At 67.8% G+C, this 26,217-nt stretch carries 19 protein-coding genes and 1 pseudogene; 4 read left to right on the top strand and 16 right to left on the bottom strand.

Going from position 1 to position 26,217, the window contains the following annotated elements; all coding sequences use genetic code 11:
- Nucleotides 1–69: 69 nt before the first annotated feature.
- The 3 genes from ACFVYK_RS01505 to ACFVYK_RS01515 form a co-directional block, all read right to left on the bottom strand.
- Nucleotides 70–1,092, bottom strand: coding sequence for an alcohol dehydrogenase catalytic domain-containing protein (locus ACFVYK_RS01505; RefSeq protein WP_389767294.1), 1,023 nt, complete (start codon nt 1,090–1,092; stop codon nt 70–72).
- 60 nt (nt 1,093–1,152) lie between these two features.
- Nucleotides 1,153–2,589: a carboxylesterase family protein gene (locus ACFVYK_RS01510; RefSeq protein ID WP_389767296.1), complete on the bottom strand. Its 1,437-nt coding sequence runs from the start codon at nt 2,587–2,589 to the stop codon at nt 1,153–1,155.
- Nucleotides 2,590–2,703: 114 nt separating this feature from the next.
- On the bottom strand, nt 2,704–2,856 hold the full coding sequence (locus ACFVYK_RS01515; RefSeq protein WP_389767298.1) for a hypothetical protein: 153 nt from the start codon (nt 2,854–2,856) through the stop codon (nt 2,704–2,706).
- Nucleotides 2,857–4,165: 1,309 nt separating this feature from the next.
- On the opposite strand from ACFVYK_RS01515, the pseudogene ACFVYK_RS01520 reads away from it, so the two are divergent.
- Nucleotides 4,166–4,369 (top strand): annotated as a pseudogene (locus tag ACFVYK_RS01520) (tyrosine-type recombinase/integrase); the annotation flags it as partial.
- A gap of 13 nt (nt 4,370–4,382) precedes the next feature.
- Nucleotides 4,383–4,955, top strand: coding sequence for a hypothetical protein (locus ACFVYK_RS01525; protein ID WP_389767300.1), 573 nt, complete (start codon nt 4,383–4,385; stop codon nt 4,953–4,955).
- 240 nt (nt 4,956–5,195) lie between these two features.
- Here ACFVYK_RS01525 and ACFVYK_RS01530 read toward each other — a convergent pair whose 3' ends face one another.
- The 3 genes from ACFVYK_RS01530 to ACFVYK_RS01540 all read right to left on the bottom strand — a co-directional run bounded on the left by ACFVYK_RS01530 (nt 5,196) and on the right by ACFVYK_RS01540 (nt 12,772).
- On the bottom strand, nt 5,196–5,474 hold the full coding sequence (locus ACFVYK_RS01530; protein ID WP_389767302.1) for a DUF6959 family protein: 279 nt from the start codon (nt 5,472–5,474) through the stop codon (nt 5,196–5,198).
- Entirely contained in the window at nt 5,471–11,743 is a 6,273-nt protein-coding gene (locus tag ACFVYK_RS01535; RefSeq protein ID WP_389767508.1) for an RHS repeat domain-containing protein, read from the bottom strand. Before ACFVYK_RS01535 ends, ACFVYK_RS01530 begins: the two co-directional genes overlap by 4 nt.
- Before the next feature lie 786 nt (nt 11,744–12,529).
- Nucleotides 12,530–12,772, bottom strand: a complete 243-nt coding sequence (locus tag ACFVYK_RS01540) for a hypothetical protein (RefSeq protein ID WP_143688257.1) — start codon at nt 12,770–12,772, stop codon at nt 12,530–12,532.
- Between ACFVYK_RS01540 and ACFVYK_RS01545 the strand changes: the two genes are divergently transcribed.
- Nucleotides 12,765–18,680: a LamG-like jellyroll fold domain-containing protein gene (locus ACFVYK_RS01545; protein WP_389767304.1), complete on the top strand. Its 5,916-nt coding sequence runs from the start codon at nt 12,765–12,767 to the stop codon at nt 18,678–18,680. The two genes, ACFVYK_RS01540 and ACFVYK_RS01545, sit on opposite strands and share 8 nt — an antisense overlap.
- A 607-nt stretch (nt 18,681–19,287) precedes the next feature.
- Nucleotides 19,288–19,737, top strand: coding sequence for an IS3 family transposase (locus ACFVYK_RS01550; protein WP_389767510.1), 450 nt, complete (start codon nt 19,288–19,290; stop codon nt 19,735–19,737).
- Between the two features lie 833 nt (nt 19,738–20,570).
- Here ACFVYK_RS01550 and ACFVYK_RS01555 read toward each other — a convergent pair.
- From ACFVYK_RS01555 to ACFVYK_RS01600, 10 genes are all read right to left on the bottom strand, one after another.
- Complete coding sequence (locus ACFVYK_RS01555) at nt 20,571–21,398, bottom strand: hypothetical protein (protein WP_389767306.1); 828 nt, start codon at nt 21,396–21,398, stop codon at nt 20,571–20,573.
- 71 nt (nt 21,399–21,469) lie between these two features.
- Complete coding sequence (locus ACFVYK_RS01560; protein WP_389767307.1) at nt 21,470–21,658, bottom strand: DUF4314 domain-containing protein; 189 nt, start codon at nt 21,656–21,658, stop codon at nt 21,470–21,472.
- Between the two features lie 88 nt (nt 21,659–21,746).
- Nucleotides 21,747–22,811, bottom strand: coding sequence for an N-6 DNA methylase (locus ACFVYK_RS01565; protein WP_389767309.1), 1,065 nt, complete (start codon nt 22,809–22,811; stop codon nt 21,747–21,749).
- Between the two features lie 78 nt (nt 22,812–22,889).
- Nucleotides 22,890–23,489 carry a hypothetical protein gene (locus tag ACFVYK_RS01570; protein ID WP_389767311.1) on the bottom strand — a complete coding sequence of 200 codons (600 nt, stop codon included), beginning with the start codon at nt 23,487–23,489 and terminating at the stop codon, nt 22,890–22,892.
- Between the two features lie 17 nt (nt 23,490–23,506).
- Entirely contained in the window at nt 23,507–23,788 is a 282-nt protein-coding gene (locus tag ACFVYK_RS01575; RefSeq protein ID WP_389767313.1) for a hypothetical protein, read from the bottom strand.
- A 37-nt stretch (nt 23,789–23,825) separates the two neighbouring features.
- Complete coding sequence (locus tag ACFVYK_RS01580; protein WP_389767315.1) at nt 23,826–24,167, bottom strand: hypothetical protein; 342 nt, start codon at nt 24,165–24,167, stop codon at nt 23,826–23,828.
- A gap of 179 nt (nt 24,168–24,346) precedes the next feature.
- A complete protein-coding gene (locus tag ACFVYK_RS01585) occupies nt 24,347–24,754 on the bottom strand; it encodes a hypothetical protein (RefSeq protein WP_389767316.1) in 408 nt (135 codons plus the stop codon).
- A gap of 159 nt (nt 24,755–24,913) precedes the next feature.
- A complete protein-coding gene (locus ACFVYK_RS01590; RefSeq protein ID WP_389767318.1) occupies nt 24,914–25,600 on the bottom strand; it encodes a hypothetical protein in 687 nt (228 codons plus the stop codon).
- Nucleotides 25,597–25,821 carry a hypothetical protein gene (locus tag ACFVYK_RS01595; protein ID WP_389767320.1) on the bottom strand — a complete coding sequence of 75 codons (225 nt, stop codon included), beginning with the start codon at nt 25,819–25,821 and terminating at the stop codon, nt 25,597–25,599. Before ACFVYK_RS01595 ends, ACFVYK_RS01590 begins: the two co-directional genes overlap by 4 nt.
- Nucleotides 25,818–26,162 (bottom strand): hypothetical protein, encoded by a 345-nt coding sequence (locus ACFVYK_RS01600; protein ID WP_389767322.1) that lies wholly within the window; start codon nt 26,160–26,162, stop codon nt 25,818–25,820. Before ACFVYK_RS01600 ends, ACFVYK_RS01595 begins: the two co-directional genes overlap by 4 nt.
- Between the last annotated feature and the right edge of the window lie 55 nt (nt 26,163–26,217).

Genomic DNA, 26,217 nt, shown 5'->3' on the forward strand with positions numbered 1-26,217 from the left:
ACCGGCGCTTACGTTGTCGGCCCTCGCGCATCGGGGGTGGTTGGTCGTCGTTTCTCGGTTGCCCGGGTCTCAGTCGTCCAGGACGACGACGTGCTTGCCCGGCGTGGTGCCGGACTCGACGTCGGCCTGGGCGTCACGGACCTGTTCCAGGCCGTGGTAGACCTTCGCGACCGGGACGTTGAGGCGTCCTGCGGCGATGGCCTGGAGCTGGTGGGCGAAGACGTCGGCCGGGAGGTCGGCTGCCTGACCGCCATAGGACGTCAGCCGCACCCCGCCCGGGATCATGAACGGGCTGAAATCGGGGATCGTCCACTGGCCCGCCAGGGCTCCGGTGAAGCAGACAGTGCCGTGCCGGCGAACGGTGCGGAGGGTGTCGGCGAGGACCGAGCAGCCCACCAGCTCCAGTACGGCGTCGACACCCTCCGGCATCAGCTCGCGCACCTGGTCGGCGATCGTGCCGCTGTCGACGAGGGGATGGTCGACGCCTGCGGCCCGCAATTCCCCGGCCCGACCGGGGCTGCGGGTGGTGGACAGGACGGTGGCTCCGAGGTCCTTCGCGATCGTGGCCGCGCTCAGCCCGACCGTGGAGGTGCCGCCGCGGATCAGCAGCGTCTGCCCGGCCTTGAGGTCCAGGCCGGTGGTCAGCGATCCGTAGGCGGTCTGGAACATCTCCGGCAGCGCACCGACGACCTCCCACGGCAGACCGGACTCGAACGGGATGGCCTGCCCGGCTGGGACGCTCACGTACTGGGCGTACGTGCCGTCGTAGGAGCGGCCCATGCCGCCCATCATCGTGGCCACCTGCTGTCCCGGCCGCAGCCCGCTGTCCTCATCGGCCTCATCGACCACGCCGACGCCCTCGATGCCGGGCACACGCGGGTAGCTGACCTCCGCATCCGACTCGCCCTTGCGGGTGGTGACCTCGGACTCGTTGACGCCGAACGCCTTCACCCTGATCCGCACCCACCCGGGCTTGCGTGCGGGCACCGGCACATCCTGGATCTCCAGTGCGTCGAGGCCGCCGGGCCGGGTGACGACGACGGCCCGCATCGTGGCTGGTGCGGCCTCGCCGACTGCTGTCGGTTGGCTCATGTCGGATTCCTCACTCTGTTCGCCCCCGTGGTGCGTTGGTTGGGTATCGCCCGATGCCCGTCAGGGGCGGTCGATGCCCTCCCACAGGTCGAGGGCCTGCTGATAGTGGGTGGTGGCCTCGAAGGGAGGGTTGCCGACGCTTTCCGAGGTGGGCCGGTTCGTGACGGCGGGCCACAGCCGGGGCTGCTCGCCGGTGGCGAAGTCGAGCACGATGTCGCGGATACGCTCGTCACGCTCGGCCTGTTCCGCGCTGCGGCCCGGCTGCTCCTGGCCGACCAGCGCGTACATCTCGGTGCCGTGCACGGCGGGCGCGCCCTCGGCGGGCCCGATCAGAAGGAGATGGGCGTTGCCGCCCGCCGCGGCGTGCGCCAGGGCGGCGCGGGCCGCGGGGAGCCCGAAGATGTAGTCCGACAGGAGCGCGGCGCGGACCTCGGCCGGGGTGCGGCCGCCCTGGTCGTAGGCGTCGACGATCTTCTTGGCGCGGGAGCGGGGAATGCGCCACCCGGCGACCTCGTCGACGATGCGGTCGACGGTGTGCGGGTCGAACCGGTCGAGGTCGTTCGCCACCCACCAGCCCATGTCGTCACTGGCCATGCTCAGCAGCACGTCGACATCACGGTGTGCGCCCGAGGCGAGTTCGTCCATGGGGTGGGCGTGCAGCACCGCGCCGGGCTGTCCGGCGTCCAGGACGACGCCGAGGCTCTTGCTGTCCATCCCGCCACGGACTCCGAGGTCCGTCGGGGTGACCTTGTGCAGGGCGGCCACCAGGGAGGCCGTATCAAGGTCGAGCAGCTTCTCCGGGTTGTCCGCGACGCCGAGCTCGGTGATGAACCGGTGGGCGAGTTCCTCGGCCCACCAGGCCGGCTGGAGACGCGAGGGCCCTGCGGAGAACCCGGCCAGCCGCCGGTACAGGCCGCCTGCGGAGGCGGCGCCGAGCAGCCCGAAGGTGGCATAGGCGCCGCCGCTGTGCCCGTAGACGGTGACGTTGTCGGGGTCGCCACCGAAGTGGGCGATGTTCCGCTTGATCCAGGTCAGTGCGGCGATGACATCCTGTAGGCAGAGGTTACTGGCCTCGGCGAGCCGCCCGCCGTACTGCGACAGCGAGAGCGCACCCAGCGCGCCGAGCCGGTAGTTGACCGACACACCCACCACGCGCCCCGACGCGGCGAGGCCGGAGGCGTTCGAGGTGATCTGCGTGTTCGCGCCGTACTCGAATCCGCCGCCGTGGATGTACACGGCCACCGGAAGCGCCGTCCCGGCCGGCTGCTCAGGAGCCCACACGTTCAGGTTCAGACAGTCCTCGCCCATCCCTCTGTCCGCTTCCAGCCAGTCGCCGCTGTCGGGCTGGACAGAGACGACGCCCTTGCGGTCATAGGGTCGGTCTGGATCGAAGTCCGCGACCACGGGGCGGCTATACCGCTCGGCGGTGGCGTATGGGATCCCCCACCAGGACCGCACCCCTGGTGCAGTCGGAGCCTTGGGAGCGGTAGCGGTCATTGCACGTCCTTCCAGCGCGATTCGGGTGTTCGCGCGGTGCTTCGGCGGCTGGTTGCTCGCGGTGACATCTCTCATCGTTTCCCGGGATCCGACAAAACGCCCGGCGGGTGGCGGTCACCCGGTGGTCATCAGGTGACACTTCGGCAACAAGACCTCGGTGCAGGCCATGAGCTTCTCCTGCATGGCCGACGGCCGGATCGTCGGCGAACGGGCCAGCCTGACCTCCCGCAAGAGGTCGGACTCTTCTTCTTGATCCGGCGTCTTCACGCGAACAGCGCCCGCTGCGGTGAGAGCTGTACTCCCTGCCACCGAGACCCGTAGGGGTGCGGTGTTGCGGCTGCTGAGGCGGCCGAGGGGGATGCGCAGGAGGAGGAGGCGCTCCTGGCCCGGATAGCCGTCACCGGTCGTCAGGGCGGCCTGGCTCAGGGAGCTGCTGAACAGAACCAGACCTCGGCGGTGAGATCGGGGCACAGCAGCCGTCGTTCGTCACGAGCCTCGCCCGGCTCGCGATCGCGGTCGGCCGACGTCCTCCTGTCCAAATCCCGCGGTCTCCAGACCCTGGCAGAGCCGGCCGCCGAGCTCGGCCGGCGAGCCCGCGCCGCGACACCCGAGGAGGCGGCCCGCGCCGGTGACCGGGTCGTGGTGAGTATCCCGCCGGCTCCCTACCGGGAGCTTTCCCGCCGCCGCGCTGTCGGGCAAGGTCGTGCTCGACATCGGAGCGTCCGTGACGCGCCGTGCGACGAACCCGAGGACGGCCGCGTCGGCCTCGTCGAGCCACGCCACGTCGTCGGCGATCAGCAGCAGCACGCGCTCGGCGGCCCTGGGCGGCGGACCACGTCCCGCCTGAGCGATAGCCGTCGCTGCCCCGGGAGGAACGGGATGAGCAGGAAGACCGGCGGCTGTATGCGCGGGAGCCGCCCAGCCCGGCCGCTCCCGCCCCGCCTGTCGGTCCTCTCTGGGCCGTTTCCAGTACGGGCTGTTTTCGCGTCCCAACTCGGACCGCACGCCATTCGGACCGCGTCCGTGCCCCGCCGACCCGGCAGACCCGCCCATTCGAAGGTCCCTGGGCAGCACTTCCGGATCCTCGTGTCCAGCCAGCGTCCAGAATCCGACATCCAGACGCTCGCACAGCCCACCCACGACGCCATCCTCCAGCCATGGGCCGATACGTCTGCGCAGGTCAGAGGGACCTCAACTAACGCTGATGGCAATGGAGTCGAACTCACGAGCAGCGGATTCAGCCCCGTGGACCAACACCCTGAATCCGCACCCCAGATGAGACGTTCCCGCAGGTCAGGAGCCTGCACAGGTGGGGCGGGTGGGACTCGAACCCACGGCCGACGGATTATGAGTCCTTTGAGGATCTTGGCGGCCCTTGCGTTTCTACGCTAATCCATGACGTTCTTGCAGGCCAGAGGGGGTGAACCGTGTCGACGCTCCCCTCCCTTTGTCGGTCTGTTCCTATCCTTGTGTCCCCAACGCGTCCCCAACGGATCCAGAATGGACGACTTCACGGGGCGTGAGGCCGATCCCGCCAGCTCGAAAAACGGTCCTGAACCCACCCGCAGCGGAATTACCCTTCCCTCGCGCAGCGGCTCCAGACGAAGCCCGCACCTTCCTCTCCGCTGCCGACGGGTCATCGCCTGCACGCTCTGTTCGAGCTCGCCCTCTTACCGGGCTCCGCAAAGGCGAACTCCTCGGCCTGCGTTGGGAAGACCTCAACCTGGCGGGCGGCACCGTCAGTATCCGCCTCACCCTCCAGCGCACTAGCTTTCAAGGGGCCAGGCGGCGACATGGTTTCCTACCAGGTCGCCGAGCTGCCCGGGGTCCGTGACCTGACCGGCTGGCCGGCGGGTGTGAGGCTGGTCGTGCGCCGGGTCAAACCCTCGCGCCGCGATGCGAAGAAGCTGACCGCCTTCGAGAAGCGCACCAGCTGGCGCTACCAGATCGTCGCCACGAACATCCCCGCCCACCAGGGGCTTTCCGGGGTTCCGGCCTCCGGGCAGGTGTGGTTCGTCGACGACCTCTACCGCGACCACGCCGAAGTCGAGGACCGGGTGAAAGCAATCAAGCGGGTCGGCCTCGGCCTGCTGCCCTCCGCTCCCTGGCAACCCAACGCCGCCTGGGTCCTGGCCGCCACCATCGCCTGCGACCTGGACGCCTGGACACGACTCCTCCTCCTGCACGACCACCCCGAAACTCGCGGCCGCCGAACCGGAGACGATCCGCAGGAAGCTCTAACACCTGCCCGCCCGCCTCACCTCCCACGCCCGCCGCCGCACCCTCCACCTCGACCCCACATGGCCGTGGTCCTCGCGTTCACCACCGCCTGGCAACAGGCCACCCAACTCCCCGCCCTCACCTGACGGCCAGCCACCACCCCGACAAGGACCAGGAAGGAGCAGACCAGCAGGACTCCGGCCCCGTGGAAGCCGGCGCAGCCGCAGCGTCACGCGAAGGCCAGCCCCGACACGGCACGGGACATATCAGGCAGCCAGCCACTCACAACGCCACCGGCCAGCCCCCGAAGAATCGAGGCAGGCCCACGAGGCACGGCCATCTCGCCAAAAGAATCTGGCGAGGCGACCGCGTTATACGCATCTGATTTATCGAGCATAAGGGAGATCAAACCCGGTCTCGGTTGCCGCCACTTCATACGCCGACAGCATGGCCGATACTGTCGACTTGATCTCCCCGAGGGGCAAGCCTGCCTCCTTCAGGTCGCCCGACCTCAGATTTCCCGCCAGCTCTTCGATGGCCTCTTGGAGGATCTTTAGCGAGTCTCCCTGTACGGCAAGAGCGGGATACCGGCGACCCTCCAAATGGATCACGGCGTAATTTCCCGAGATAGCCAAGACTGTGGCCGAAATTTCGCTTTCAGTCATCGATTCCCCTGAGGATAGAACGTCATATGTGGCTTTGTCGTATCAAGTGGCCCGGTGAATATGTCTTGCTGCCTACCGACGCCTACCGTTATATCAGCCTTCGGTAGCGAGCTTGACACGGAGTGCTTGGTACGGCTATTAACGCCCGTGATCACGAAGTCCCAGTCTGACATATGACCCACTCCGTCTGGGTTGTCTGCCGAGCGCGGCCCCAGGGTTCGACTCCCGACAACCGATATCGGCACTCCTATTCGGTTGGCGGCGTTCTGAATACGAGTTATTTCTGATCCAGTGAGATTCGACAAGTCAGCGCCGGCTCCGACAGTCGGGCCACCTTCGCGGCCGGGGCCCCCGCCCCTAGCACCGCCACCGCCGCCAGGGCCCTCGCCGGCACCTCCTGTGAGTGCGAATACCGCCGCGGCAGCCGCCCCGACAGAGGTACCAGTATTGCCCAGGCAGCCCTTTCCGTGTCCGAGCGCCATGCAGCTCAAAAATTTCAGGTGGGTAATGATGTGCTGGTCGGCCTCGGCTTCTGTAGCGTCCTGCGGGTTGGACAGGCAGTCCCAGCCGAAGTTCCGGCACGCGGTGTCGGTCTCTTGATTGAAGATCTTGGCGAACTGTTTGGCGTACTTCCAGTTGCGGGGGATGAAGACCTGCGGGTAGATCTCCATGTATTTCTTGTGGAAAGCGGGGCTGAGAATGTTGCCCTGGTCCAGGGCTGCTTGGTAGTTCCCAGAGTTCTTCCTGGGGCCCGGTGTGTGCCCGGGTGTGGTGTTCTCGGCGTTGGGGTCGGGGCGGGTCGGGCAGTCGATGTCGGGGCACAGGCCCGTGGGATCTGAAGTGGTGACGGGGTTGTCATCGGCGTAGGTGTAGCCGCCGAGTGACTGCGGACTGGCGGGCTGGAGGATCGGGTCGGCGCTGATGAAGCGGCCCAGGGTGGGGTCGTACTTGCGGGCTCCGACGTCGGTGTAGCCGGTGGAGGTGTCCTGGGGTTTGCCCAGGAACGAGTGGGTGGGGTCGGGCCAGGTGGTGGTGTTGGCGCTGGCTCGTGGCTGGCCGTAGGGGGTGTACTGCTGGCGGGCGACTTTCTGGGTGGTGGTGTCCATCGACAGGGTCGCGGTGCCGTGCGGGTCGTTGAACAGGTACTTCAGACCCCCGCCCGTGAGGCTGGAGCGGACGGCCACGGGCGTCCCGGCGCCGCCGTGGGTGTAGGTGCGGACGGCGCCGAAGAGAACGTTGGGGGTGACGCTGGTGTTGACGACTATCTGGGTGTCGCCAGCGAAGAAGGTGGTCTGTCCGGGGTCGCGGCGGATGAGCTGGTTGCCGTCGGCGTCGTAGAGGTATTTGGTGCTCGTGGGGCTGGAGCCACCCGTGTCCACTTGGGCCAGGTGGCCTTCGTCGTCCCAGGTCAGGGTCTGGCCTGGTCCGGTGGCGGGGGTGCGGGTGTGCAGGTTGCCGTTTTCGTCGTAGCCGAAGGTCGTGGGATTGGTGCCGCCGGTGGTGGCGGTGAGGGTGTGCGGCTGGACGCCGGTGGCGTTGCAGTTGGCGGTGCACCCGTTGGTGTAGGTGGTGGTAGCGGTGGTGCCGGAGCCGCCGATGGCGTGGTCGACGCTCTGGTGGCGGTTGCCTATGGCGTCGTAGCTGAAGGACTGCCAGTAGGAGCCGGGCGTTGTGGTGAGGGTGCCGACCGTGGGCGGGTTGGCGGAGCAGTCGTCGTTGGCCGTCCAGGCGTCGGTGAGCCGGTCGAGGGCGTCGTAGTTGTAGCACTGCTGGTCGGTGACGGTGTTGCCGGTTTCCGACTGTTGGTCTGTGGTTGAGGTCGGATTGCCGGCGGCGTCGTAGGCGTACTTGGTGTCGTCGATTGTCGGGCCGGGCGCCTGGGTCCGGCTGATGACGCGTTCCTTCAGCCGGAGGGTCTGGTCGTCGTAGCCGTAGGTGGTCGTGGCCGGGTTGGTCGAGGCGCCCTGAGTTACCTGGGACAGCGCGCCGAAGTCCGTGTAGACGGTCGCGGCGACGTAGACGTTGGCGCTGCTGCTCGTTTGCGTCGGGTTGCCCAGCGCGTCGTGGTCGTAGGTGATGCCCTCGCTCGTCAGTCCCTGGGTACGTGGGTCGCTCTGGGTCTGTAGCAGCTGGTTGTTGATGGTGTAGGTGTAGGTCGTCGTGTATGTCGACGGCAGCGGTGCTTCGGAGGCCGGCAGGGTGATCGTCGTGCCGGTTGGCTTGCCGAGGGCGGTGTAGCCGGTGGCGGCGACCGTGTAGCCGCCGGTGGTGCCCTGGACGTAGCGGGTCGATGAGGTCGGCAGGCCGATGCGCTTCGTGTCGTACAGCCAGGAGGCGAACTGGAAGTTGGACTTCTTGTCACTGCCGGTGAGTTTGCGGCCCAGGAGGTCGTAGGTGTAGTCGAGTTCGGTCTGCTTTGCGTCGTCCGTGGTGGACACGAGGTTGCCGGCGTCGTCGTAGCCGTAGCTGCTCTTGCCCACGTCCGGGTCCTTCTGGGACGTCTTGCGCCCGAGCAGGTCGTAGTTGAACGTCCAGACCGTCTTGTCGGGGCCGGTGACCTGGTGCTGCTGCCCGGCAGCGTCGTAGCCGTAGGCGGTGGGTGAGGTGGTGCCGCCTGTGGCGGTGAACCCGTTGGCCGCGGTGCCGGAGAAGGCGGGGGCGGCGGTGTACTGGTCGAGTTCGGTGTTCTGGCCGCGTGCGTTGACGACCGTGGTGGTGGCCACAGCGCCCTTGGGGGGCAGGACGGTGGTCCTGTCTCCGGTGTAGGCGGTGGTCGTGGTCCAGGTCTTGAGGCCGTTGTGCTCCTCGGTGACCAGGTCAGGGCGGCCCATTCCGTCGTGGTCGGTGACGGTGGTGTCGGGGATGGTCACCTGGGAGACGGGGACCGGGACGCTGCGGGGGCTGCCTGCGACGTTGTAGGCGTTGTTGGTGACAACGGTCCAGCCGTGCGAGTCGTACTGGGTATCACTGACCGTCGTGCTCGAGTTCTCTGCGGTCGCCTGCGTCTGCAAGGGGCGCAGCATGGCGTCGTACAGAGTTTCGCTGGTCGCGTAGCTGCCGTTGTCCAGGAGGGAGTTGGCGGCAACGATCGAGGGCCCGGTCTGGGACAGGCTGTAGGTGTAGGTCGTGTTCGCGGGCGCGCCGTTGGCCTTGCTCTCGTTGGGTAGCCATGCCCCAGTGAGGCGGCCGAGCGCGTCGTAGGTAAGTGAGGTGAGTCGGCCGGCCACGTTTGTCTGGGCGGTGGGCTGGGCGCGAGCCGGGTCCATGGTCCTGCTGGAGACCTGGCAGTCCTTGGAGCTGGTCGTGGCGGTGGTGCAGATGACTCCGGGGGTGACCTGAGTGGCGGTGACGATGCCTGTCGGGAGCTCTCCCGTGGCCGGCGTGTACCCGGTGGCGGTGTTTTGGGACAGGCTGGCGCCGTTGGGGGCGGTGGAGTGGGGCGTGCGTGTGGTCAGAGTGACGCGGCCGTAGCCGTCGTAGGCGACCGAGGACTCGTCGATGAAGGCGGTCGCGGTGGCGCCGGTGGCAGCGGACGCTTTCTGGACCAGGGTGACGTCACCGATCTTGGGAAGCGCGGGGTTGTGCTGGCCGTCCCCGTCGTAGGTGAAGGCGTTGCTGTCGTAGGAGGTGCGGACGTCGGAGATTAGTGCGCCGCCGGGAGTCGCTCCGGCTGCGGCACAGTCCTGGTCGGTGGCGATGGTCTCGGCAGGCAGCACGAGGGTGTCCACGCTGCCGGTGACGTAGCGGTTGTAGGTGCAATTGGTGACGTTGTTGCTGTCCGCGGTTTCGCCGCGGTCGTCGACCTGTACGGGCATGCCGGTCGTCGGCTTGCTCAGGGTCGTGTTGTAGAAGGTGTCGGTCTCGCTCTTGCGCCAGCCGTAGGAGACCGCCTGCCGAGTGAGGCTTTTTGCGGTGCGGACCATCTGCCCGGTGAGGTCCGGCAGGCCGCTGCGGGACCGGGAGGCCGTGGGCCCGAGGATCGTGGGCACCGTGACGGTGGCTGTGTTCAGGCTGCCGGTGGCACTGTCGTAGGTGTCGGACTCGAAGACCCGCCCGGCCAGCGCGTTGTTGTCCGCCACGCTGACGGTGCTGTCCTGGCTGGTCAGCGTCGGCACTGAGCGGGTCTTGCCGCCGGGCAGGGTGTCGCCGTTCATGCCGAGGAAGTAGTAGGTCTTGCTCAGGGTCTTCTGGTCGTAGACGTTGGTGCCGTTGGTCTTGTGAAAAACGCTCGGGTCGCCGGTGGTGACGTCCACTTCGGGATAGCCCCGGAACTGTCCCCAGGTGCGGTTCTTGGCTTTGACGACCTCGCTGTCGTCGTAGTGCCAGCCGGGGTTGCCCTTGTAGGCGTAGTCCGTTTCCAGCTTGGGCTCGGTGCCGTCCTGGTAGGAGTTGTGCGTATCTTCGGTCACGACCGCGGTGACCTTGTACTTGTAGAACCAGTCCATCCACGGCGCCGGCTGCCCGTCGGGCGTCCAGTACACGGGGAAGCAGGACAGCGTATTGGTCGACGCGAACGTCTTGGCGGCGGCGTCCGACGGGTCGTTGGGGTCACTGGCCGGGGCGCTGGAGCAGTTGGGCCGGTCGTAGGTGACGGTGGTCTGGGCGCCGGTCTCGCTGGTGACCGTCTGGATGCGGTCGTGGTACATCAGCGGCATCTGCGGGATGGTCCCGACCCGATTGGGCAGCTGCAGCGGCGGGTCGAAGTTCACGGCCGGTGTGGAGGTGCTGCTGGATGCGCCGCCGAGGGTGTCCAGGCCGGTGTGCTGGATGGAGTCCAGCCAGAGGGTGGGGGCGTGGTCGCCGCCGTCGGGGAAGGACTGGGTGAAGCTGTACTTGTCGACCTGCTGGGTCACCCCGCCGGTCTGGATGCGGGTGGTGATCGACGTCAGGCGCTTTCGCGACCAGAAGCTCGGACCATGGTTGGTGCAGCTCGACGAGCTCGAGGTGCAGTTCAGGTCGACCGGCACGTCCGGCCAGTACGCGGCGTTGGCGGTCGTGAACTGGCTGTCCGCGCAGGTGTTGCCGGAGGGCGTGCCTGCGATGCAGCGTTCGGCGGAGGCATCGAACATGATCTGCTCCGGTGCCGTGCCGGAGTAGATCGTTGTGGCGGTCATGCCGTAGTCGATGCGGGACAGGGTGCCACCGCGGGTGTAGGCCACCGCGGTGTCCTTCATGTCCGCGCCGTAGTAGCCGGTCTCCGGCGAGTAGTACCAGGCGGTTGCATTGCCGTGCAGGTCCACGGCGTAGTCCAGGTTGAAGCGGTAGCCCAGCGTGCAGGCGGTGGAGGCGAAGTCGGTGCTGTCCGGGCAGTCGGACACTCCGCTGTGCGCGTGGTACACCGGCACGGTCCAGACGGACTTGGTCTCGGCCTTGCCGCTGGACCAGCCCGGCAGGCGGTTGAGGCCGAAGAAGTACTGCACCCCGCCCTCGGTGACCTTGAAGTACTCGCCGTTCTTGGTGCCGTTCGTGCCGTTGCTCAGGTCCTCGATCTTGGTGGTGGAGTTGTCTTCGGCGGGTCGCAAGGTCTTGGTCGCGTCGTCGTAGACGATGTCGGTGGAGCTGCCGTTCAGCGACAGGGTCAGGATCTGGCCGGCCCAGCACTCGTCGCCGTCGTTCTTCGGCGCGCCGGACGAGGAGTCGTCGCGGCAGGACTTGTAGGTGCGTTCGACGTAGTTGTCCGTCGAGCTCCAGCCGTCGCCCAGCCAGGAGGACTGGTTGTTGGTCCCCTCGGTGCGCGCGTCCTGGCTGGCGGAGCTGTAGGACAGGTCCACATTCGGGGCCGCGCCGCCAAGGGCCGGAGGTACTGCGATCGGGTAGCTGTAGGTGAACGAGCCGGTGTTTCCCGAGGTCGACCAGGAGCCGCCCGGTGCCAGGCTGGTCGCCGAGTAGTCACCGGATGAGCCGGACGTCCCTGCGGTCGCGGCCAGAACAACCGTGGCGGCGGACGATGCCGTCGCCGACCGGGTAGAGCCGACGGCACCCGACGACGCCACGCTCTGGCCCGGAACGGTGACCTGCGCGGACAGCGGTGTTCCCGGGGCGGTGCGCACCGGAGTCTGAGTCTGGCATTTGGCCAGCTCGGGCGTGGTCAGCGCACAGGCGGGCAGTTGAACCAGGTGCAGGCGTGAGGCGAAGTCACCGCCGAAGGCGTAGCGGAACGACGAGTCGTCCACGCGCAGCGCGACTTTCCCGCTCCCCGGGCTGGTGCGTTGCAGCGTGAACAGCACGCCGTGGACACCGGCCGTGCGCGCGGACTTCTGGGCCAGCATCGTCACGCGTACCCGCTGTGCCCCGGTGACGGCGGCTGACTGGGGCTGCGGACCTGCTGCAGCGCCGAGCAGGACGGGCAGGCTTCCGGCCCGTACCTGAGTCGTTTTGGCGCTCAGGCTCGCGGAGGCAGCCGCGCCGGGCAGGGTCACCACGGCGGTGCCCGGCGCGGGGAGCTGCGTGTGCCCGCTGGGGTCAAAGTGCTTGAAGTGTTTGGGGGATGAACTCCGTTTGGGCCAGGGAGGGGCCAAAGGAACCCGTTTGTTGTGCGGAGCGGCGGGAAGCGTCACGTGCGGCTTCGCCGGAGAGGCTGCCGTGGCCACGCCGAACGGCAGCAGGCCCACCACCAAGGCACCGGCCGTCACCACTGCCGTACGGCGAACCCTCCGGCCGGCCCAGGCCGCTCGACCGCGTCTCCACCCCAAAATCCAGACCATGCTGTGCGTCCCCTCCCCCGGCCCCCGACCGCCCAAGTCGGTTGCGACTTGGGCGATTTGAGTGCACGCCAAACCGAGGGCACACGTCGATCAAGTCCCCCGCCGGGCGATCACGCTACGGCCTGACATCGGCCCGATACGCAAAGTACCTCCACAGGAAGAACAAAGAAATTGCCCAAACCAGGACGCAAGTTGACTCTAATGCGTCAAAAGCGCATCGCAGAAAGGTAGTTGGCAATCCATCGACGATGGACCCCGCACACACCGGCCACACAGAATGCACAGCGGCGCGGGGCCCACGGGGGGAACCGCATGAAACCCGCGAAGGACCCCAACGTCGATGTCCCTATCTCACAAAACCGGGCGCGCGTCCAGACGCCCCGGCTCGAGGCCGGTCGCCGCTGCCGTCGTCGCAGCCTTGGCTGCCGGATCGCTGGCCGCTACGGCGCCGGCGTACGCCGCGTCCGGTGCGCCGATCCCATCACACCAGGCCACTTCGCCGAGCGACCGCGCCCAGTCAGCCGCCGTCAAGCGCCTCAACCCAACGGAGTCGGCCTCCGCGCGGGCGAAGGCGACCGGCACGCCGGTGACCATCGACCAACTCACCGACACCGGGACCCAGGTGGTCGCCAACCCGGACGGCACCTTCACGCGGACAGACTCCTCGATGCCGCAGCGGGTGCGGAAGCAAGGAAAGTGGGTCCCCGTCGACACCTCCCTGGTGCGGCGTGCGAACGGGACCTGGGCGCCCAAGGCCGCAGTTACGGACGTGGCCTTCTCCGGCGGCGGCTCTGGCGCGCTGGTCACGCTTCGTAGCGGGGCGGACAGGCTGGGTTTCTCCTGGCCTGGTGCATTGCCCGATCCGGTGGTCTCCGGTGACACGGCCACCTACCCGGAGGTGTTTCCCGGAGTCGACCTCCAGCTGACCGCGGACGCCTCCGGCTACTCCTCGATCATGGTCCTCAAGACCCCGAAGGCTGCAGCCGATCCGCGACTGCAAAGCCTCGCATGGAAGACCACCTCGGCCAACCTCAAGCTGGCCACCACCTCGAACGGCGGCGTGCAGGCCACTGACAAAACAACCGGCAAGACGGTGTTCCACAGTGACACCGCTTTGATGTGGGACAGCACCGGCGGCGGGCAGAAAACCGGTGCCACTGCCCTCGCCCGCACGGCGACCACATCTGCCGCCCGGGCCGAACACGCAGCAGCCGCCAAGGTCGGCAAACACCGCGCCCAGGTCCATGTGACCCTCAAAAACGGCAAGCAGATACTCGGCCTGGACAAGTCCCTGCTCACCGCCAAAACCACCACCTACCCGGTCTACGTGGACCCGGAATGGAGCGGCAGGCCCTCCCAGCTCGACTGGGCCCGGATCTCCGACAACGGGTGGAACGTCTACAACTCCACATCCACCACGGGAGCCACCAACGCCCGGGAAGGGTGGGACAACAACACCCCCGGCAACGGCGAACGGGCCCGCACCTACTACCAGATCAACACCAGCGGCATCAAAGGCGCCGTGGTCAGCCACGCCTCGCTGTACGTGAAGCAGCTTTCCGCCGCATCCTGCTCCGACACCCCAGCCGCCGTCTACGGCACCGACCGCCCCGCAGGATGGAGCTCCTCCTCGCTGTACTGGGGCCATGAACCCGGCGGTCGCACCGCCGCACTCGGCACCAACCCCGTCAGCCATGAGGCCGGAACCTGCCCGGTCACCAACGGTGCCAACTCATGGGTCAGTCCACCATCACTCGAATTCAACGTCACCACGCGGGCGGTGAGCGCCGCGGCAGGCAGCTGGAGCAGCATGACGCTGATGGTCCAGTCGCCCAACATGAACGACGCCACCCAGTGGAAGCAGCTCGCCTACGGCGGCGGCGCCACCCTCTCGGTCACCTACAGCTACCGCCCCAAGCTCAAGAACGGAACCGGCACTCCCGCCATCAAGCCCTCCATCGTCAACTCGGGCAAGACGATGACCACCACCCACACACCGACACTCTCCGCCCGCGCGGTCGACCCCGACCTCGCCGGCGGCAGCGAGCTCCTGCGCATCGAGTACAACGTCTACAACTCTTCGGGCACTCTGGTGCACCAAGGCTTCGGCCCGAACCTCGACTCCAAGAAGCGCGCACGATACAACACCAACGGCAGCGACTGGACGACACCGAGCCTGCCCGACGGCACCTACACCTGGAAAGCCACTGCCCAGAACGCGGCAGGCTACTGGGCCGGCACCGGCTCCGGCATCTGGACCAAGACCCAGACCTTCACCGTGGACACCAGCGCCCCGCCCTCCCCCACCGTGACCTCCAGCCAGTTCCCCGCCAAACAGATCGGCGCCGCCTTCGGCGACCAGGGCACCTTCGTCCTGGGCAACAACCACACCAACAACATCACCGGCTACCTGTTCTCGCTCGACGCCACTCTCGGCAGCACGGTGTACACCAGTAGCGGCGTTATCCATCTGGTAGCAGGCACGAAGATCGCACAGAACAAGATCTACTACGCCACCTCCGACAACGGACCCGGCACCGGCGCCTCGGTCATCAACGGCAGCGCCTCCCCCGCCTTCGCCCCGGGCGTGGTGGGACCCCACACGCTGTATGCCAAGGCGGTGGACCAGGCCGGCTCGACATCCGTCTCCCAAACGGCCTACACCTTCTACGCCGGCACCAGCACCCCGGCGTACGCCTACGGCGACAAGATGATCAGCGGCTGGACCGCGACCAACACCGATGGCACCACCGTCGCCGTACCCAAGGCGACAACCACCAGCGCCGGCGGCCAGCTGGTCAGCCAGGCCGCCGGCAGTGGTTACGAGTTCGCCGACGGCTACCAGGCCATGCTCGCCAACAAGACCAGCACCTCGAAGGTCGTCAGCGGCGACAGCGCCACCTTCAGCTTCGACGTCCCCAAGGACGGCCCTTGGAGCTTCGGAGCCAATCTGACCAAGGGCAAGGACTACGGGATATACCACCTGGTACTGGACGCGGGTAAGAGCACGCAGTCCACGCTGATCAGCGGGTTCGACGCCTACAACTCCTACACCACTACCCAGTTCGTCAACCTGGGCATCCCCAAGGTCGGCAGCCAACTGCTCACCCTCAATCAGGGCGTGCACACCCTCACCTTGACCCTGAGCGGCAAGAACCCCGGCTCGTCCGGCTACCAGGCCGGCATCGACGTGCTGCGCCTCGGATCGGCGCTGACCTGCGCGATCAACGCCACCAGCGCCTGCCGCAACAACACGGCCACGAGCACGTTCACCACCACGACGAGTCCGGCCGACGCCGACGGCTCCGGCAACAGCATCAACTCCGCCGACCTCACGACCATGTCAGGCTGGCAGAGCGACAAGACGGTGACCGTCGACGGCGCCACCATCACGTTGCCGAAGTTCGGCACCGGCACGTACGACAACATGCTGGCATCCGGACAGACCATCACGCTGCCGGGAAGCGGGGTGGTGAACACCGGCGACGCCGTGGTCTTCCTCGCCTTCTCCACGGGCGGTCCCGCCAAGGGCGCCAAGGGCACCCTCACGTACGCCAAGGACAACTGCCTGAGCGGCGATCCAGCCGACCAGGACTACCAGCTGGACACGGTGCCCGACTGGCTCTCCGGGCCGGCCTCCGGGGCCTCGATCACTCTCGTTCACGAGAACCACAGCAACAACACCCAAAACAGCCCGGCCTCCGGCCCGAAGATCTACGCCATCAGCGTCCCGCTGCAATGCCCCGGCTCGGTCATCAGCAGCATCTCCCTACCGCTGTTCACCAACGGCGTCCAGGCCGGCCAGCCGGCCCTGCACGTCCTTGGACTGGGTGTGCGGCCGATGGTCCTCACCGGCAGCGGACCGAGCGCCAAGCACTGGGTGGGCACCTGGGCTTCTGTCCAGGACACCGCCAAGGTGCAACTGTCCAGCGGCAGCTCCGCCATCGTCAACGGACAGACGCTCCGTATCCCCGCACACGTAAGTGTCGGCACCGATGACGGCACCGGAGTGCGTATCCACCTGTCCAACGCCATGGGCACCACCCCGGTGACCTTCGACGCCGCATCCGTCGCACTGCAGGACCCCACAACGGGCGGAGCCGCCGCGGCCGCAGCACCGACGGCGCTGGCCTTCGGCGGCTCCGCCTCCGTCACCATCCCAGCAGGCGGCGACGCCACAAGCGACCCGGTGACACTGGCCGTCGCGCAGCAGGTGACCGTCCTGGTCAGCCTGCAGGTGCACGGTTCGGCGCCCGCCATGCCCGGCCACGCCACGGCCCAGACCCCCGTCTGGACCAGCGACGCCGCCAACCGCACCGCCGACACCGCCGCAACCCACTTCACACAGACCACCTACACCGGTCTGCCCTACCTCGCCGGCATCGACGTCACCACCCCCACCGCTACCCCCACCGGCTCGCTCGTCCTCTACGGCGACCAAAGCGTCAACGCGGACACCGCAAACAGCGACGGCCAGCACCACCTCAGCGACGCCATCACCAGTGCCCTGATCAGCGACTCCAACGGTGACAACTCCGTGGACTACGGCGTCCTCAACGCTGGCACCAACAGCAGCAGCCTGAGCAACAACCTGCTCCCCCAGATCACCAACAGCACCACCCCGAAGAACGCGCTCAACCCCGTGGACCGCAACGTGCTGGCCCAGGGGAACGTGCGCACCGTCCTTGTCTCCACCGGCACCGCCGACCTGCTCAACTGCACCAGCGACGCCAGCACCTGCGCCACCAACGTCGAGAACGGGCTGGCCTCCCTCAACAGCCAACTGAGCTGGTACAGCACCGACGACAGCCAGACCTACGACACCTCCGGTCAGCCAATCACCCAAAACTCCAACATCACCGTCTACCTCGCCACCATCCCGCCCTTCACCGCTGCACACCCGGGCACGGCAACCCAGGAATCCGCGCGCGAACAGGTCAACAGCTACCTCCTCGACAACTTCCCCAGCCAGGTCATCAACTTCGCCGCCGCGGTCTCCACGGACGGCACAGCCACCTCCTCAACCGTAAAAGCAGCAGACTTGTCCGGCAGCAACCCGGCCAACGCCTACTACACCGACCTCGCCGACCAGTACCTCAAGGACACGAACACCATGATCGGCATCGCACCGAACCTGGTGGTTCCACTCGCCACGGGCAGTGACACCCCCGAGGACGGTTGGGAACTGGCCACCAACGGCTCCGACAGCAACGGAGACAACCCGCTCACCGCGCTCGGTGACGCGACCTTCAGCGCCGACGGGCCGGACGCGGTCAACGCCGGTACCGGCACAGCGTCATTCGACGGCAAAACCGGATTCCTGGAGAGCGACCACACCGCCGTCAACACCTCCGGTGACTACACCATCTCCGCCTGGGTGAAGATCAACTCAGCCGTCGACGCCACCGCCATCTGCCAAGGCACCAGCCAGCACCAAGCGTTGTACATCGGCTACGACAGCGGCAACAAGGGCTGGATGTTCCAGACCACCACGACAAACGACGCCAGCGCAGACTTCCCCACCGCGGAAGGCGACAGCAACACCGGCGCCATCGGCACCTGGGCCCATCTCCTCGTCACCTACACAGCCCCGGTCGACGGTGACTCCAATACGGGCATGATGTCGATCTACCAGAACGGCAGCCTGATGGGGACCGCCACCAACCTCACTCCCCAGTACGACTCCTCCCTGCCCCTCACCATCGGCGGCTGCGTGAACGCCGGCGATGCGAGCGCGCCGTATGCCGCCTTCCCCGGCTCCGTGGCCGATGTCCACACCTATCCGTACGCGATGCAGGCGAGCCAAGCCAGCGCGAACAGCGTGATCGTTCCAGCAGGCTGGGACAACGGCATGCCCGAAGACGAGTGGAAGCTCGCCGCCAACGGCAGCGACACCGCCACCCTGAACCCCCTCACGCCCTACGGCAGCGCCACCTTCGGCACCGACGCGCCGAGCGGGGGCGCCGGCAGCGTTGCCTTCGACGGCACTACCGGTTTCGTCAAGAGCAAGCAGAGCGCAGTGAATACGGCCGGTGACTACACCATCTCCGCCTGGGTGAAGATCAACTCAGCTCTCGGCACCACCGCCGTCTGTCAGGGAACCACCCAACATCAGGCGTTCTACATCTCATACGACAAACCCAGTGGTGCATGGATGTTCCAGACCACCACCACCAACGACGAGAACTCCGACTTCCCCACCGCGGAAGGAGACCCCAACACCGGCCCCATCGGTACCTGGACCCACCTGGTCGCCGCCTACCGGGCACCCGTCGCCGGAAAGCCCGGCACAGGTTCAATGGCCCTGTACCAGAACGGCACGCTGATGGGGACCGCCACCAACCTCAGCCCCCAGTACGACTCCTCACTGCCCCTGACCATCGGCGGCTGCGTCAACAGCGCAGCCGCCACCAGCCCCTACCTAGCCTTCCCCGGCTCCGTCGCCGACGTCCACGTCTACCCACGGACACTCTCGGCAACCGAGGCCGGCGCACTGCACTGACCTCGGTTGCCGCCCAGGGTCCCGCCGCACTCGCCAGGCGCGGTGGGGCCCTGCCGAAGGGCCGGGAAGACCTTGCGCCCTACAGCAGGCGCAAGCCGCATCGACCCCCTCGTACGTCGAAAGGCCGTTTTCTGTTCGGGCGGTTTCGCGACAGCCCAAAACGCTCGCCAGCGCCGTGATCAAGAAGCGGGCATCGGCGGACGCTGCGGGCCTGGTCTGCGAGCCGCCCGACCAGCAGTGACCGAGACCGCCGATCATGCATACGCGGTGCCCTACCGGATCCGCTGCAGGCCACAGCCCACCATCAGCGAATGAGAAGAGCCCGGCTCGGGATCCACACAGTGGGACCCATCCCGCCGTCCCCACCCCTGCTGAGCCCCTGCGACTCGGTAGCAAGCCCGAGCGTAGCTGGGGGCCTCCCCCTGAGTGGTGGACACGCTGATACTGGATCTGCTTGATCCGGAGGAAGCGAGAAGACCGCCGATGGCGATGAAGGACTATTCGGACGAGTTCAAGGCCGATGCCGTGGCCCTGTAGCAGGTCCAGCTACTACAAGTGACTCTCCGGCCAGACGGCGAGGTCGTCCCGGCAGAGCGAGGACCGGCTCCTGGCTGAGCGGATTCGCGAGGTCCACGGCGAGTCCGGCGGCGCCTACGGCTCCCCACAGGTGACCGCCGAGCTCCGCGCGAAGGGCCTACGGATCAACGAGAAGCGGGTCGCCCGCATCATGCGGACGTTCTCCATCACCGGCATCCGCCTGCGCAGACGCGTGCGCACCACCGTCGCGTACCCGGCAGCCTCACCCGTCCCGGATCTGTTCCAGCGGGACTTCACCGCCACCGAGCCGGGAGGCAAATACATGGGCGACATCACCTGTCGCCCACTCCTGGGCCTGATCCGTGGCCCCGGAGTCCTGGCAGGCGGATACCTCGGCACCCGCCTCCAACCGTTCCTACCCGAAACAGCGCCCCGGCTCCTGCTCGGCACCCTCGCCACGGGCGTCGGCGCGCGCTCCGCAGTCCATGCCTCTGCGGGAACCGCATCACAGCGGGAGTGACGGCGGCCCCGCGGTCGAGTGGCTCACCGAAACGCCTGGGCCGTTTCAGTTCGGGCAGTTTTCATCCGCGCGTGCCAGCCCTCACGGCCTGGTGCCGACGCGATCCGGCTCCTCGAAGTTGTGGTCGAACCCGGTCAGCAACCCCGCCCGGAGGCATCCCTGACGGCAAACAGCGGGCCTTCGGACGGTGGCCGGCGGACCCCATCGAAACCCCGCGTCCCCAACACGTCCCCACGATCATGAAAATGAGGTCGAGGAGATGCTGCCGACTCGTCGGCTCAAGCTCCGCTCGTCAGGATTTCCGCAGGTCAGGGCGACATTCTGCTCTGCGAGAGAGCGAGGGCCTCACCACGCCCCGAAGTCGTGAGCAGCGGATTCAGTCCGTTCAGGCGAAGTTGACGATCCGACAGGACAAAATGAACGTTTCCGCAGGTCACAGCCCTGCGCAGGTGGGGCGGGTGGGACTCGAACCCACGGCCGACGGATTATGAGTCCTTTGAGGATCTTGGCGGCCCTTGCTCGTCCACGCTCATTCATGACGTTTTTGCAGGTCAGAAGGAGCGGACCGTGTCGACACCCCTTCGCCTTTGCCAGTCTGTTCCTGTCCTTGTGTCCCGACTGCGTCCCGACACCGCCCTGATTGGGCGACGCCACCGGCCTGACGGGCACATAGCGCCAGCTCGGCAAGGTGACTCGAACCCTGCCGCAGCGGATTTCCTTTCCAGCGCGCAGAGGCTCCGCTCCTGAACCGGGGCGGAGCCTCTGTGGCCGTTCTCGCAGGCCAGACGTCCTTCAGCCAGCGTATCCCGGCCGCGCCCCATGGTCGAGGTGGATCAGGCGGTACTGGCCTTGGGGCGGCGCTTGGGCGTGCGCCTGCGGGGACGCCGACTCATGTCGGCCGCGGGCTGTTCGCTGGCCTGGCCGCTGGCTTCTTCGACGGCGGCGGGCTCCGGAGTCACCTCAGGCGCAGCCTCGGAGGCTTGGTCGGCCTCTGCGGATTCCGGCTCCTCGGCACGGGAGTCGCCGCCATCCGGGCCGTCCTCGCCCGCGATGCCTTCCGGCTGGGCTCCTTCCTCGGTCGGCGGGGCGGCCTCGGGCTCGGCTTCCTCGTCGGGCTCGGGATCCGGTTCGGGCTCGGCTTCCTCGTCGGGCTCGGGATCCGGTTCGGGCTCAGCTTCATCGGCGGGCTCGGCGGAGGCCGGCGGGGCGCCGCGCTCGGCGGTGACTGCGGCCAGGGCGTTGTCGAAGAGGTCGATCCACGGCCGGTGGCCGACGTAGCGGGGCTTGTACTCGAAGGCCGGAAGGAGGTCTTCGAGGGTGCGCAGGATGATGACGGCGGGGTCTTCCTCTTCCTCGGTCACGAGGGTGGTCGCCTTGTTGTAGCGGTGGCCCTGGGGAAGGCGCGCGGCGATGCGCGCCTCGTGGGCGGCTTGGTCGGCGGGGGTGCCGTCGTGCGGGAGTGGGGGCGCAGCGTTGCCGGTGATCCAGAGTTGGACGGTGGCTCCGCCGAAGATGGGGCGGAAGCTGATGGCTCGTCCGTCGCTGTAGATCAGGTGGGCTGCGCCGTCGGCAGGGGCTTCGGGGTCGAGGGTCCAGTCTCCTCCGAGGCTCTGGGCAAGGGTGGCCGCCGTTTCTCGGACTGCGGCGTCGGTGATGAGCATGGGCGTGTCTCTCCAAGAGGTCTGCTGGTGGGACGTTGGGCCCGCCCCGGCGTGGGGCGGGCCCGACGGAGTTATGCGGGGCGCACCTCGTCGCCGTCGTCCAGGAGCATCGAGAGGGTGGAGCCGTTGTCCCAGTCGACGGAGAGCTGGGAGAGGTTGGCGTTGTACCGCTGGACGGTTCCCAGGTCTCCTTCGGTGAGGTCGGTGTGTGGGTCGGTGGTGTGGACGAGTGCGATGCGGTCGCCTCGCTTGTAGGTCATCGGGACCTCCTTTCGCTAGTTCGATTCTATATGCATACAGGGTGGAGTCAAGATCCCTTGCGAGCGATTAGAGGGGCGTCTTCCCTGGTCAGGCGGCTATGTCGCGCACCAACGCCTCGACCTTCTGGAGGGCCGCGAGGAAGACCGCCTGCGAGTGCAGCTCGTCGCGCCGTGCGAAGGAGTCGCGCGCCTGCTGGGCGGCCTTCGCGGTCAGGTTGCCGTCGTGCAGGGTGTCGCCACAGGCGATCAGGACGCTCGGGCCGAGATCCCAGATGATCGCGTTGATGGCCGCCCCGGCAGCGGCGAGTTCGTCGATGTCGGCCAGCGACCATCCGAAGTCGTGCGGGTCGATGTTCCTCTCCCGCATGACCTGTGCAGCCGCTCGGTACATCCCGCCGGTTCCGCCGGCGGGCTCATCGAACTTCATCCCGGGCTTGAGCGGCGCGTCGTCCAGCATCATCCGGGCCATGAGTTCGGCGACCTCCGGGGGCGTGTGCACTTCCGCGAGGGCATCGTGCGCGCCCTTCGAGCGCATGATGGCCAGCAGTGCACCCATCACGTCGGTGGCTGAGCGGTAGTACGCGTCGTCGCTGCTGGTCAGGTGTAGGAGTCCTCTGGTCAGGGCGGCCTCGACCACCGCCCTGACGGCACCTGCGCGCTTCGGGTCGGGTTTCTCGTCGTCGACCCACTTGTGCAGTGGGGTGGCTCGGTCGATCAGGTCCGGCCGCATGATCCACCAGCGCGCCCAGCATTCGCGGAACGCCGCAAGGAGCTGGTTGTCGTCAAGGCTGAGCCACCAGTCGGCGGCGAGGTAGGCGTCCGGTCCGCGCAGGGGCCACAGAGCGAGCGTGGCCACCACGCCCATCGGGACTTCGATGCCGGGTCCGCCTTGGGCGTGGTGCCAGGCGTAGTTGACGGCCTCGGCAATGTCGAAGGCGGTCTGGTGCGGGTTCTTCTGCGCGGGGCGGTAGTGGCCCAGCGCGGCTTTGATTGCCCTCGGCTTCGGCTGGGGCTGGGGCAGGGTGGAGATGGTGGCGGGGGCGGGCGCCGGCGGGAGGCCGGTGAGGTACCGGCGGGGCGTCGCCGTGGGGGCGAGCGGGGCCGGGGGGTCGTCGGGGGTGTCGGCGTCGGCGAACAGATCGAGCTGGCTCATGCCGTTCTCCTGTCGGTTGGGGTTGGGCGCGTCTTCCGTGACGGCCCGCCCGATGCGGGCGGGCCGTCACGGACGGGGTCAGTGGTCTGCGCTCTGGATGCGGCGGAGCATCGCGGCGGCTTCCTCGTCGCGCCCGGCGGCGGACAGGGCGGCGTGTTGCAGCAGCTCGGCCAGGTCCTCCGTGGTGACCTGCGCGAGGATGTCGGCGAGGCTCAGGTGCCGTTGGTGGTGTGCGCGGAACGGGTATCCGGTGGCCAGCGTGAGGACGATGTCCGCCACGAGCTGGTCGGTCTGCTCGTCGTCGAGGCCGAGTCGGCGGCCGATGCGGTGTATCGCGCCGGGGTTGCCCATGAGGGCGGTCGGCGGGACGGCCTGGTGGGCGCGCTTCGCGGCCGACATCTCCCGCTGCATGTACGCCTCCCAGCTCAGGCAGGCGTCGGTTTCCCGGCCGTCGGCGAGGAGGGCGCTGGCCATGAGGGTGGCCGTGAAGCGGGGCGTGCGCAGGGCCGTTTCCATGTATTCGTCGGGCGTGAGTCCGGCCCAGACGACGCCAGGGTTGTGGGACTGAGCGTGGAAGTGCTCCAGTGTGGCGAGCAGCGCGCTTTCGGCGGCAGCGGGGTGGACGCCCAGTCGGTCGACCAGGCGCGCGCAGAGGATCTGCGATTCGATGGTGTGCACGTCCATCTCCAAGAGGTTTAGTTGGGGCGGTGGTTGGCGGCGTTGTGGGCGTTCGCGGCGGCCAGGCGTGCCGGGCTGCCGACGAGTTCTTCGGCCCAGACGCGCAGGGCGATGTCGCTCGCGGTGTCGGCGTCGGGGGCGGTGATGACGTAGGCGTGCTGCCCGGCCGCGACGAACTCGGCGCATCGGGCGTCCTGGGCGTCGGCGTCGGTGGGCGCGGGCTCGACGGCCTCGACGTGCATCTCGGCGGGGTTGGGCTCTCGGTAGATGACCCACCATGTGGGAATTGGGCTGGTCACGGACCTCTCCTTCGGTTGCGGTGGCGTCGGGCGGGGTTCAGTCCTGTGCCTTCGGCGGGTAGTGGATGAGGAGTTCGGCGATCTCCCGGGCGATGTGATCCATGAGGGTGCGGATCTGCTTCGTGTCGCCGCCCAGGTACAGGGCCAGGTCGAGGACTTGCGGGGCGGCGGAGTAGTCGAGGAGCTGCCGGTAGTGCTGCCGGCCGAGTGTGCTGAGGTCGCCGGGGCGCAGCGCCCAGGCAGCAGTTGCGGCGCTGTCCACGAGGCGCGTGGCGGCACGAAGGGTGGCGTCGTCGGGTGCGCGGGTGAGGATGACGAGGAACATGGCGCCGAGGTGGTGTTCCGGGGTGTTGATGACCGACGTCGAGTGAGTGGGCATGGGGACCTCCGGCTTGGGGCGACCACCCTCGAATGCTTCTTTTCTATGGGCATTCGGGGCGGGGTGTGCCCGTGATCAGGACGGGATGAACGGGCTAGCTTTGAGGGAATTCCACGACCAGGGCCGGAACGCTGCCGGGGACGTGACCTCTCGGGGTGACCTTCACTGCGCCGCCGCGATCACTGGAGCGTTCCGATCGTGCGCGGGGCGAGACCCCGGGGGTTGGAGGGCAGCGGTATGGCGATGTCACGGGGGTCCGGCAGGGGGTGTACGTAGAAGTAGCCGGGCGGATGGGTGCGGAGGTTGGCCAGCCGAGCAAGGAAGGACACGTCCCCGGCGAGGGCACCCCATGCCGTGCCCGGCTTCTTGAGCAGGTCGAACTGGAGGAGGAGTCGCCCGTCGTCGCCGTGCAGTCGCCACAGGGCGTACCCCCCGGGGCCGTCGGCCTGTGTGGCGACGATCGTCTTGATGCGCGGCTCGATCCCGGTTGCGGTCACACAGAGGCGTCTCAGTACCGCCCGCGAGAGGTCGCGGGTTGCCAGGCAGACCTGGCGGTCCGCGATCGGGCAGGGGTCGACCGGTGTCACGCGTGTCCTCCTTGGAGTAGGACCGCCCGGCGGCCGGGTTGTGATGTCACCGGCCGCCGGGCGGAGTTCGGGTGGGGGCTTCCCCCTTCTTGGTTCTATTCTATATGCATTAGGGGGGTTTGCAAGATTTCGGGTGGATTTTCTTTCCTGAGAGTTGAGCTATTTCCCCAGCTCAGGGGCCGATTCGCCCGTTGCCAGCTCTCGTACGTGAAGGACGAGGCGCGACCCGCTGACCACGTGCCCGATCCTCATGTCCGGCCCGACGACCCGCGTGTGGTCGTCGTCCTCCAGGACGCCCTGGTCCACAAGGCCGTCCACGCACGCCTTGAAGCTGGGGTACCAGTTGGCCGGGTCGCGGCGCTGCCGGTCCTCGGGGTGCAGTACGCCGATGATGTGGGCCCGCTCCAGGAACGGAAGTCCTCGCGACGCCGCCCAGGCCGCTCGCCGCAGAACCTTGGTGATGTCGGCGCGACGGTGGTGGTGGAGCCGCTGGTTGGAGTTGAGCAGCAGCAGCCGCGGGGGCAGGGCCACACGGAAGCGTCGCCCCGGCATCCCGTCGAACCAGTCCGTCACCTCGGCGGCGGGTTCCTCAAGCTGGGGCGGTGCCGGCGGGCCGGTGACTGGGGGTGCGTCCTCGGGCGCGTATCCACTCTTGCGCCTGTGTCCCGTCCCGGTCACGGCCGTGGGGTGCAGGCTGGATACGAGGATGAGGCGCTGACGGGCTCCGGTGGCCGCGTCGGCCACCAGGGCGCGCGCGTCCCCTTTGTTGTACTTGACGATGCGGATGCGGGCAGTGTCCTGCGGGTGGCAGGCCGCGAAGATGCGGCCGTTGCGTATGTGGTTCATGGGCGTTCCCGTTTGACCAGGGTGTCGAGCGTTCTGGCGACGACGGCCGCGGGCCAGAAGACGAGGACGACAGCGAAGAAGAGAGCGACCGCGACGGGCATCCGCTCGGCGGCAAGTCGCAGCAGGGGTTCGTCGGCGAGCAGCGCCGTGACGGAGGCGGCCATGAGGACAATCCCGGCGAGCCAGCCGACGAGGGCGAGCGCGCAGAGCAGCCCGGTCATGACCCGCTCTCCTCGCACGGCTGCACGGGGACGATGCTCAGCACGCCGGCTCGGGCGAGGCGGAGCGCGAGGGAGGCCACCCGCCCTCTCGGGTGGGCGGCGAACCCCGCGCAGATAGCGGGGGCCTTGGTGCCCAGTGTCTTGTGGCAGACGATGTGCCCTTCGTCCGCCACGGCCTCCTTGAGCATGCTCGCGACCCGGCCCGGTTCCAGGTTCATGAGGTTGCCCGGCCGGAAGATGCACGTCGTACAGCGGTCGCCGCACACCCGGACGGTCCAGGTCGCTGGGTCGGCAACATCGTGGCGTAGCCCGTCGGCTTGTTCCGCTATCTCGTCGTGCACCAGCGCACCTCTTCGTTCGTCATCTCGTCGCGGTTGGCCGCGGTCGTTTCTCGTC

The sequence above is a fragment of the Streptomyces sp. NPDC058291 genome (genome assembly GCF_042880855.1).
In the GTDB taxonomy this organism is placed as follows: Bacteria; Actinomycetota; Actinomycetes; order Streptomycetales; family Streptomycetaceae; genus Streptomyces.